This window comes from Synechococcus sp. A15-62 (genome assembly GCF_014280075.1).
Classification (GTDB): domain Bacteria; phylum Cyanobacteriota; class Cyanobacteriia; order PCC-6307; family Cyanobiaceae; genus Parasynechococcus.
The window spans coordinates 2,283,986-2,294,140 of record NZ_CP047950.1; the positions used below are offsets into that span (position 1 = coordinate 2,283,986).

The following is a 10,155-nucleotide window of genomic DNA, read 5'->3' on the forward strand; positions in this document are numbered from 1 at the left end:
GTCAGAGGCGGTCGCTGACATCGACAAGGCTGCCTTGCTGATCACCCCAACCACCCGCAGAGAAGGTGAAGGCGCCTTCCAGCTCAAGCTGCTCGTTGATCCAGCCAAGGATGACTGGCCCAACCTGTGCCGGAGTCGGCTCACCTTGAAAACTACGAAGGCTGAAGTGGTCCGCACCCTGCACCAACACCAAGCGGTGACCCAACCGCACGGCCTTGGTCTCACGCATCGGAGCGATCGCTTCCGGACCCGAAGGCACCACCCAGTCGCGGGTACCGCTGATCAGCAGCATCTTGGCCGGACGGCTCTCCAAGCGACTGCCGTCAAACAACAGACGCAAGGGCGGACTGACGGCCACAACAACTTTGACCCTTGGATCAGCAACAGCGGCTTGGTTCACCCCTGACAGCCAACTGCACTGCAGCACCCAACTGATGTTTCGCTCCGAATCCTTGAGGTCGTTGCAACGGGCTTTGAGTCTGGAATCAACAGGAACCCCACCGGCCAGCTGGAGCGTGGTGGTGGCTCCCCAGGAGTGGCCCACCACCGCAACGGCGTCGGTGTTCAACGTGGCGCCCGGCAGAAGACGCCCTGAACTGACCGCATCCAACAAAGCGGACACATCAAGGGGTCGAAGCCTCAATTCTTCAGGCCCCGGCGGCGGCGCGTCACCAGCGAGCATCGCCTTCTGCTGATTGAGATCGCTGCCGGGATGGTCGGGAAGCAGCACGGTGTAGCCATGGGCAGCCAGCACCTCACCCCACCCTTCAAACGACTCCGGATCGTCCCAGAGCCCATGGGAGATCACCACCAAACGACCATTCCCAGGGGCTGCAGGCTGAAGCATGAGAACCCGCATGGGTTTCGGCCGATGGGGCACGGACACCTGAACAACCTCACGGGACCAGCTGGGCCGCAGAGGCTCCCGCAGAGCGTTCGTCACAGATGCGGCCTCAACGGAACGGGCCAGGGCAACCCCCTCCTCAAGGTTGGTCTTAAGCCGGTTGGCCACCTCAGCGAGGCGCGACAGATCGATCGACGCCTGCTCTCCCGGCAACTCCCTCAAAAAGCCAAGAATGTTGGGTTGCCCCCGGCGTTCAGCGCGAATCAGGGCCTCGGTCAGCATCCGTCCGCTTTCGTCCAGCTCCACCCCCTCAAGATCCACCACCTGCGTCGCCGCATAAAGGGCCTGCTCCAGCAGCGGCTGACCGGTCGATCCCGCCAGCAGGGCCTTGGTCTCCAGGGGCAGTGGCGTAAGGAACACCTGGCGCAGCAGCGGCAACAACTTGCCACCACTGGCCAATTCCAGATCCTGCAGATCCGGACTGGCCTGGATCAATTGTTCAGCGGACTCACCGTCAGCAAAATTGATCGTGATCTCCGTCTCCAGAAACGGCAGACGCAAGACGAACCGCTCCAAGGCTGAAGCGGGACCCCCACTCAAGGCCAGTGAAATGCCAAAAGCCAGGGCCGCCAGGTGGGTGCGAAGTCGAGCCATCAAGCCGCCAATGGAACGGGAAGTTCTGGGGGATGTTGCTCCAAAACTCGAGCCAGGTAGCGGCCGGTGTGACTGGTGGGGTGCTGGGCGACTTCCTCTGGAGTGCCGGTGACCAGGATCTCACCACCCTTGTCACCGCCTTCGGGACCGAGATCGATGATCCAGTCGCTGCAACGGATCACGTCAAGATTGTGCTCGATGCAGATGATCGAATTGCCCTTGTCCACCAAACGCTGCATCACATCCATCAGCTTGTGCACGTCGTAGAAGCTGAGGCCAGTGGTGGGCTCATCAATCAGATAAAGAGTCTTGCCAGTGGCCCGCCGTGACAGCTCCGTTGCGAGCTTCACCCGCTGGGCCTCACCCCCCGAAAGAGTGGGCGCCGGCTGGCCGAGCTTCACGTAGCCCAGGCCCACATCCACCAAGGTACGCAAGCGATCTGCTGCCTGAGGAATCGCATCAAACACCTCAGCGGCCTGCTCCACCGTCATTTGCAGCACATCCGCGATGGTGTGGCCCTTGTATTTCACCTGCAGGGTTTCGCGGTTGAAGCGGGCGCCCTTGCAGACATCGCACTGGACGTACACATCCGGCAAGAAGTTCATCTCAATCACGTTCACGCCCTGACCACGGCAGGCCTCACAGCGGCCACCCTTGACGTTGAAACTGAATTGCCCCACCTGATAACCGCGGGCCTTGGCCTCCACCGTGGCGGCGAACACCTGACGGATCGGATCAAAAGCACCGGTGTAGGTGGCTGGATTGGAGCGGGGCGTGCGTCCAATCGGGCTCTGGTCGATCACGATCACCTTGTCGATCGACTTCAACCCCCGCAGTTCACCCAGACCCTGCGGAAAGGGCACCTTGAGACCCAGTCCGTTCTCCAGGGCGGGATGCAGGAGCTCATTCACCAGGGTGCTCTTGCCACTGCCGCTCACCCCGGTGACGGACACCAACCGACCTAAGGGAAACTCAACCGAAACGTTCTTGAGGTTGTTGCGGTTGCAATCAATCAACCTTAGCGAGCGCGAACCGCTCTGGCGACGTTCAGCCGGCGTTGGAATCGAGCGACGGCCACTCAGGTAAGCGCCGGTGAGCGATTCACTGCTCGCCACCAGATCATCGAAACTTCCCTCCGCCACGATGTGGCCCCCATGGACGCCGGCACCAGGGCCGATGTCCACCACGTGATCGGCAGCACGGATGGTGTCTTCATCGTGTTCCACCACCACCAGGGTGTTTCCAAGATCCCTGAGCCGCACCAGGGTGTTCAGGAGACGGTCGTTATCCCGCTGATGCAGGCCGATGCTTGGCTCATCGAGCACGTACAGCACCCCAGTGAGACCAGCACCGATCTGGGTTGCGAGACGGATGCGCTGGGCTTCACCGCCGGAGAGCGTCATCGCCGGTCGATCAAGGCTCAGGTAGTCGAGACCAACATCAAGCAGGAATTTCAGACGCAAGCGGATTTCCCTGAGCACCAGATCACCGATCTGAATCTGACGGGCATTCAGCAAGGGCTCTGAACCCTCGTAGGCGCCCACACCCATCAGTTTTTCGATCCGTTCCAGGGTCTGACCGACGCTGACGGCCGTAAGTTCTGGAATCCGGTACGGCCCCACTTTCACCGCCAGGGCTTCAGGGCGGAGCCGCTGTCCGCCACAGGCTTCACAGGGAACCAGCTCGAGATACTTCTCCAACTTCTGACGCTGGGCTTCACCACTGGCATCGCGGAGCTGCCGCTCGAGGATCGGAAGAATGCCTTCGAAGGGCCGGGTGTATCCCCCTTGCCCCTTGCGATAGCGGCTGTCGGCCTGGATCAGAATCGGTTCGCGGCTCCCGTTGAGCAGCACATCCCGCTGTTCATCCGTGAGTTCATTCCATGGGGTCTTGATCTCAAAGCCGAAGGCTTCACCCACTGAATACAGCAGAGAGAAGTAGTAGCTGTTGTCTTTCTCGGCCCAGGGAGCGACCGCGGAATACACCGGCTGCGTTGGGTCCGGAATCACACGGTCCACGGTGAATTTGCGCAGATGGCCGATGCCATGGCACGCCTCACAGGCGCCGTAAGGGCTGTTGAACGAAAACAGCCGCGGTGACAGCTCCTCCATCACAGCCCCGTGCACGGGGCAGGCGAAGTTCTCTGAGTAGAGACGCTCCCGCTCAACGCCCTCGGGGAGCTCCTCCCCCTTCTTGGGCACCACCTCCACCAATGCCAGACCATCGCCGCGTTTGAGGGCCGTTCGCAACGAATCGGTCAGCCGTTCCTGGATCCCCTCACGGGCCACAAGACGATCGACCACCACCTCAATGTTGTGGCTGTGGTTCTTGTCGAGCTCAATGTTGTCGGCCAGCTCGCGCACCTCACCGTTGATGCGCACCCGAGCGAAACCTTCCGCCGCCAAACCACTGATCAACTTGGTGTGGGTGCCCTTCTTGCCGCGCACCACCGGCGCCAACAACTGATAGCGGGTTCCCTCCGGCAACAGCAGGATCTGATCGACCATTTCGTCGATGCTCTGCGGCTTGATCGAACGGCCACACTTGGGGCAGTGGGGCTCGCCGGCACGGCCGAACAGCAGACGGAGATAGTCCTGAATCTCCGTGACAGTGCCCACCGTGGAACGGGGGTTGTGACTGGTGGATTTCTGATCAATCGAAATCGCCGGAGACAGCCCCTCGATGGCATCGACATCGGGCTTGTCCACCTGCCCGAGAAACTGGCGGGCATAGGCCGACAAACTTTCGACGTAGCGGCGCTGTCCCTCCGCAAAGATCGTGTCGAAGGCGAGTGAACTCTTGCCGCTGCCACTCACCCCGGTGAACACCACCAGCTTGTTGCGGGGAATGGTGACGTCGACGTTCTTGAGGTTGTGCTGCCGGGCACCCCTCACTCGAATCACATCGTCCTGAGTCGCTAGCGGGCCAGCTGAGTCAGCGATCTTGGCAGCAGCTCGCGCCATCAGGACCCGTTGGAAAGCTCACGAGCTTAGGAAGAACCGAAGCCTTCAAGCTGTTCGCTGGTCCAGCAGGCTTGCTGCATAGGCATCAGCCTGTTCGCCACCAGCGAGGTCTGCCAGCTCTTGGCGGCGTTCCTGAGTGTCCCGCAGTCGGGACACTCGCGAGTGGGTGACACCGTCTTCCACATGCTTGCTCACCCGGAAATGGTGATCGGCAACCGCTGCCACAAGCGGTTGGTGGGTGACACAGAACACCTGACGCTGACGGGCCAGGGTCTGAAGAAGATCCGCCATGGCTCCACTAACGCGTCCACTGACGCCGGCATCAATCTCATCGAACAGCAGCGTGCTCGAGCCATCAACTGCGGCAAGGGTGGTCTTGAGAGCGAGCAGAAAACGAGACATCTCACCGCCGGACGCCACCTCCGTCAGTGGCGCCATCGGTTGGCCGGGATTGGCGGAAAACAGGAATTGAACAGCGTCCGCACCATGCTCAGCCGGGTCACAGGGGGTGAGATCCACTTTGAAACGCACATTGGCCAGGCCCATGGGCGGCAACAGTTTCAGCAACGAGGCCTCTAAAGCCTCCGCCGCCTTGGACCGCTCGCGACGCAAGGCCGCATTGGCCTGATCTCGCGTCTGGCGACGCTCGTTTTCCTCCTGGTGCAGGCGGGTGAGATCAGCCGCGAAGCCTTCCGATCCCAAACGGTGAAGCAGCTCATCGCGCCGCTGAACCAAACAAGCCAGATCAAGGCCGTAGCGGCGCTGCAGGCGTTTTAAGACCGACAAACGGTCCTGAATCTGCTCAAGGTGGTCTGGATCACTCTCGAGCGCCAGACCGTATTGATCGAGGGAGCGCAACAAAGCGTCCACACCAGCCTCGAGATCCAGGGCCTGATCACGCAGGGGCTCAAGCGAACCATCCAGCTGCGCCATGGCCTGCAGCTCCTGGATGCACACCGCGAAGTGATCTTGCAGCGAAGGCGCCTGATCGACACCATCGCGGATTCGCCCAAACAGCAAGACCAGACCCTCCAGCAGCCTCACGCCATGGACGAGGCGGTCTTGATCTTGTTCCAGCCGCTGCTGCTCGTCGGGGTCGTCGAGATCGGCAGCTTGCAACTGCTCCAACTGCTCTTCCTGTTCAGCCCGCTCCTGTTCGGAGCGCTGCTGCTCCTGCTCAAGGGCCATCAAGGCATCTGATGCCTGGCGCCATTCGGTCCAGGCATCAGCCACCCGTGCTTTGACCTCGGCCAATGCAGATCCACCGAGACGGTCAAGCCAGAGCCGTTGCTGCCCCGCCCGCGACAACAGCTGGGTCTGTCCCTGAACCGTGAGATCAATCAACAGCGGCCTGAGCTCAAGCAACTGCTGACGGTTAACCGTGCTGCCGTTCAACCGGCAGCGACTGGAATAACGATCACCCTCCTGCCGTTTCCATTCGCGACTGATCAGGAGCTCTTCTTCAGGGTCAAACTCCGCCGCGATCAACCACTGCTCGAGGGCTGGGTTGAGTTGAAACGCAGCCTCGATCCTGGCGCGATCCGAACCAGCCCGCAGCAGACGAATGCCGCTGGAACCCTGCGCTCCACCCAGCACCGCATCGAGGGCATCGAGAAGGATCGACTTACCAGCCCCGGTCTCACCGGTGAGCACCGTGAAACCGGAGCTGAAATCCAGTTCAAGACTCTCAATCAGAGCGATGTTCTGCAGCAGCAGACCGGTGAGCACGTCCAGCCCTGTGATGATGCCGACCGTAGCGGCAGCTCGGTTCGTTTAGAAGGGGTGTCGGACATCCCGATGAATTGATGGCGCAGGAGCTCGGGGATTTCATCGAAGCCGCGGGGTTGCTCGAGTACGACCCCGCCGCCATCACACGTATTTATGCAGGCCATCCCCAGCGGTTGATTCGTCGGCTCTGGCAAACCCTTGTACCCATCGGCCTGTTGCTGCTGGGCGTCGCCTTCGACTGGATCTTCCAGTTGCTGAAGGATGAGGAACGGGCTCGCAGCCGCGCCCGCGAATGCGCTGAGCTCCTGGTGGATCTCGGCCCCGCCTTCATCAAAGCCGGCCAGGCGCTCTCCACCCGACCGGACATCGTCCCCCCGCTGCTGCTGGAGGAACTGGCGCAGCTGCAGGACCAACTGCCCGGCTTCGACAGCGGCCTCGCCATGGCTTGCATCGAGGAGGACCTGGGGGCGCCGGTTGATGAGGTCTTCGAGCAGCTGGACCGGGACCCGATTTCAGCCGCCTCCCTGGGACAAGTGCACAAAGGAACCCTCAAGGGTGGCGCCAGAGTGGCGGTGAAGGTGCAGCGCCCGGGGCTGCGCGAACAGATCACCCTGGATCTTTACATCGTGCGCAACATCGCCGCATGGTTGAACAGCAACATCGGATTGATCCGCAGCGACCTCGTCGCCCTGATCGATGAACTGGGGCGTCGGGTGTTTGAGGAGATGGACTACCTCAACGAGGCCTCGAACGCTGAGACCTTCGCTGAGCTGCATCAACACAACCCTCGCATCGCTGTTCCAACGATCTATCGCAACGCCACCAGCCGCCGGGTGCTGACGATGGAGTGGATCGATGGCGTCAAGCTCACCAACCTCGATGCGGTTCGCGAGCTCGGTGTGGACCCGGACGACATGGTGGAAGTGGGCGTGAACTGCAGCCTTCAACAGTTGCTGGAGCATGGCTTCTTCCATGCGGATCCCCACCCCGGCAATCTCCTGGCTTTGGAGGACGGCCGCCTCTGTTATCTCGACTTCGGGATGATGAGCGAAGTGAGCCGCGAGTCACGCACCGGCTTGATTCAAGCGGTGGTTCATCTCGTGAACCGGAACTTCGGGAAGCTCTCCAAAGATTTCGTCACCCTGGGATTCCTGGCGGAAGACGTGAACCTGGAACCGATTGTTCCCGCCTTTGAGAAGGTCTTCAGCCAGGCCCTGGAGGCCGGCGTCAACCGCATGGATTTCAAAGCGGTGACCGACGACATGTCCGGTGTGATGTACAAGTTCCCCTTCCAGGTACCGCCTTACTACGCCCTAATCATTCGGTCGCTGGTCACCCTGGAGGGCATCGCCCTGAGTGTGGATCCGAACTTCAAGATCCTCGGTGCTGCCTACCCCTACTTCGCCAGGCGGCTGATGGAGGATCCCGATCCCCAACTGCGTCAAAGCCTCAAGGAGATGCTGTTCGACGGGGACGCCTTCCGTTGGACCCGTCTGGAAAATCTGGTCTCCAGCGCCGCCAGTCAGGCCCAGCTGGATCTGGAGGCCTTGCTCGATCAACTGCTCGACTTCCTGTTCTCTCCCAAAGCAGGACTGCTCCGGGATCAACTGGTGACCGCCACGGTTGATCGGCTGGATGCCCTGGGTTGGTCAACGATGCAACGCCTGGGTCGACGCTTACCGAAACGACTCCAACCTTCCGCCCTTGCCCAGACACCGCCCGGACTCTCCGATCCACTGATGCAACTGGAGCCGGTGAGGGAGTTAATTCAGGTGTTGCAGTCGTTGCCGGGATTCACACCCGACCTTCTCCTGCGTCGAATGCCGAGGGTGTTCAATGAACCAGACACCCGGCGCATGGGCTTCAAAGTGGCTCAGGGGCTGGCCGAACGGGGAGTTGTCCGCCTGGTGCGGGTCGCCGCTGGAGTTCCGGCCTAACTTCCGGCCAACACCTACAGCGTGATGCTCCCCAAGCCCTTCACACGTTCCTCTCTGGTGGCCATGGCGGCAGGGCTTGGGCTGATGAGTTTGAGCAGCGTCATGCAACCCCTGCATGCCGCCACGGAGGTCGCCCTGGTGAGTGGTGCCTTCCGCCGCTCCATTCCCGTCAAGGAAATTGAACACCTGGCCGAAACCGGGGAAGCCACCGGGCTGCTGGAGGATCTGCTTGATCTCTCCGGGCAAGACCCCAACGAGGTGTCGCAGATGCTCAACCAGAGCCTCGAGCTTCCCCTGGTGCTCACAAGCCGTCTGGTCAACACACGGATCGGTGAGGCCATCTTGCGTCGTGTTGTACGCATCATTCATCCGATCTACACACCGGAACCTGAGGTGAGTGTTCCGGCGATCCGCGCCGGAGTGATCAGTGGATTGCAGAGCGAAGATGGCCTCACGGCAGTGAGCTTTTTGAAGGGCTACCCCAATGCCGTCATGGCGGTGAATCTTCCCGCTCTGTTCGGGGTGATCGAAAAAGCGGAATCCATCGCCGGCCTGGTGCAGTTTTTCTCCGACTCCCCCTTGGACGGATTGAAGGAAGCGCAACCCTGACCAAGCCCTGATCGGACGCCGCCTAGATTCCGGCAATCCCCCCATCCCAGCCGGTGTCCCTGTTTCAGAACCTCCGTCGGCGTTTCACTGCAACTCCTGTGATGCAGGACTGGCCTGGACTGATTGAGGCCTATCGCAGCTGGCTGCCCGTCAGCGATGCGACCCCGGTGATCAGCCTGCGTGAAGGCGCCACCCCTTTAATCCCCGTTCCATCGGTTGCGGAACAGATCGGTAAGGGCGTGAAGGTGTTCGTGAAATACGACGGCCTGAACCCCACAGGGTCCTTCAAGGACCGGGGCATGACCATGGCCATCAGCAAAGCCAAGGAAGCCGGTTGTGAAGCGGTGATTTGTGCCAGCACGGGCAACACCAGTGCTGCAGCTGCGGCCTATGCCAGGCGGGGTGGGATGCGTGCGTTCGTGTTGATCCCGGATGGCTATGTCGCCCAGGGAAAACTGGCTCAGGCGCTGGTGTACGGGGCTGAGGTCTTGGCGATCCGCGGCAACTTCGACCGCGCCCTCGACATCGTTCGGGAAGCGGCAGAGAAGTATCCCGTCACCCTTGTGAACTCGGTGAACCCCTACCGGCTGCAGGGCCAGAAGACGGCGGCCTTCGAAATCGTGGATGCCCTGGGTGATGCACCCGACTGGCTGTGCATTCCCATGGGCAACGCCGGGAACATCACCGCCTATTGGATGGGTTTTCAGGAATATCAGCAGGCCGGCCGAAGCCGCAGCCTGCCCCGAATGATGGGATTCCAGGCCAGCGGATCCGCCCCACTGGTGAACAACACCACAGTGACGGACCCCGAAACCATCGCCACCGCCATCCGCATTGGTAACCCGGTGAACCGAGCCAAGGCCCTGGCAGCACGCGAGGCCAGCAACGGCGCATTCCTGGATGTGACCGACGCGGAGATCCTCGCGGCCTACAAGCTTCTGGGCGGCCAGGAGGGAATCTTCTGCGAACCCGCCAGCGCTGCCTCTGTGGCAGGCCTGCTTAAGCGAAAAGATGAAGTACCAGCCGGCGCAACAGTGGTCTGCGTTCTGACCGGCAACGGCCTCAAGGATCCCGACTGCGCCATCAGCAACAACGACGCCGCCTTCCACACCGATCTCAATCCCGATCTGGGCACCGTCGCCAGTGTCATGGGCTTCTGACACCGCCCTCCATCAACGCGATTCAGCCCCCATCAGGGGGCTTTTTTGTGGCCAAAAAACCAAACCAACCGACAAAGCGGCTGCGGAAGACGCCTTAAAACCATCCCAACACGGTGTGGAAAACAGCCGAAAACAATCCACCCACTCGTCACGCGAGTTCTCCACCCGCTGTGAAGAAGTGGAAAACGAGAATTCACTCCCCATTCTGTGAAAAATTCTCCTCAGCCCTGGCTCGTCGAGAAATGTTGTGAGGGCTGGGT

6 protein-coding genes are annotated in these 10,155 nt (G+C 61.0%); 3 read left to right on the forward strand and 3 right to left on the reverse strand.

The features are described 5' to 3' along the window. Nucleotide 1: 1 nt before the first annotated feature. The 3 genes from SynA1562_RS12900 to recN are packed head-to-tail and all read right to left on the reverse strand — an operon-like array spanning nt 2 to nt 6,189. Entirely contained in the window at nt 2–1,498 is a 1,497-nt protein-coding gene (locus SynA1562_RS12900) for an alpha/beta fold hydrolase (protein WP_186494173.1), read from the reverse strand. Continuing rightward, nucleotides 1,498–4,461, reverse strand: coding sequence for an excinuclease ABC subunit UvrA (uvrA, locus tag SynA1562_RS12905; RefSeq protein WP_186494174.1), 2,964 nt, complete (start codon nt 4,459–4,461; stop codon nt 1,498–1,500). The genes SynA1562_RS12900 and uvrA overlap by 1 nt, the downstream gene beginning before the upstream one ends. A gap of 45 nt (nt 4,462–4,506) precedes the next feature. Then, a complete protein-coding gene (gene recN / locus SynA1562_RS12910) occupies nt 4,507–6,189 on the reverse strand; it encodes a DNA repair protein RecN (RefSeq protein WP_186494175.1) in 1,683 nt (560 codons plus the stop codon). A 77-nt stretch (nt 6,190–6,266) separates the two neighbouring features. Here recN and SynA1562_RS12915 point away from each other — a divergent pair, with 77 nt between their 5' ends. From SynA1562_RS12915 to thrC, 3 genes are all read left to right on the forward strand, one after another. Continuing rightward, nucleotides 6,267–8,126: an AarF/ABC1/UbiB kinase family protein gene (locus SynA1562_RS12915; RefSeq protein WP_186494176.1), complete on the forward strand. Its 1,860-nt coding sequence runs from the start codon at nt 6,267–6,269 to the stop codon at nt 8,124–8,126. A 24-nt stretch (nt 8,127–8,150) separates the two neighbouring features. Beyond that, a complete protein-coding gene (locus SynA1562_RS12920; protein WP_186494177.1) occupies nt 8,151–8,735 on the forward strand; it encodes an alpha/beta hydrolase in 585 nt (194 codons plus the stop codon). Between the two features lie 101 nt (nt 8,736–8,836). Next, nucleotides 8,837–9,895 carry a threonine synthase gene (gene thrC / locus SynA1562_RS12925; protein WP_115081609.1) on the forward strand — a complete coding sequence of 353 codons (1,059 nt, stop codon included), beginning with the start codon at nt 8,837–8,839 and terminating at the stop codon, nt 9,893–9,895. Nucleotides 9,896–10,155 lie beyond the last annotated feature (260 nt).

Coding starts and splice junctions, on each gene's coding strand:
- SynA1562_RS12900 (WP_186494173.1), bottom strand. CDS start 1,498: ATGGCTCGACTTCGCACCCACCTGGCGGCCCTGGCTTTTGGCATTTCA.
- uvrA (WP_186494174.1), bottom strand. CDS start 4,461: ATGGCGCGAGCTGCTGCCAAGATCGCTGACTCAGCTGGCCCGCTAGCG.
- SynA1562_RS12920 (WP_186494177.1), top strand. CDS start 8,151: ATGCTCCCCAAGCCCTTCACACGTTCCTCTCTGGTGGCCATGGCGGCA.
- SynA1562_RS12915 (WP_186494176.1), top strand. CDS start 6,267: ATGGCGCAGGAGCTCGGGGATTTCATCGAAGCCGCGGGGTTGCTCGAG.
- thrC (WP_115081609.1), top strand. CDS start 8,837: ATGCAGGACTGGCCTGGACTGATTGAGGCCTATCGCAGCTGGCTGCCC.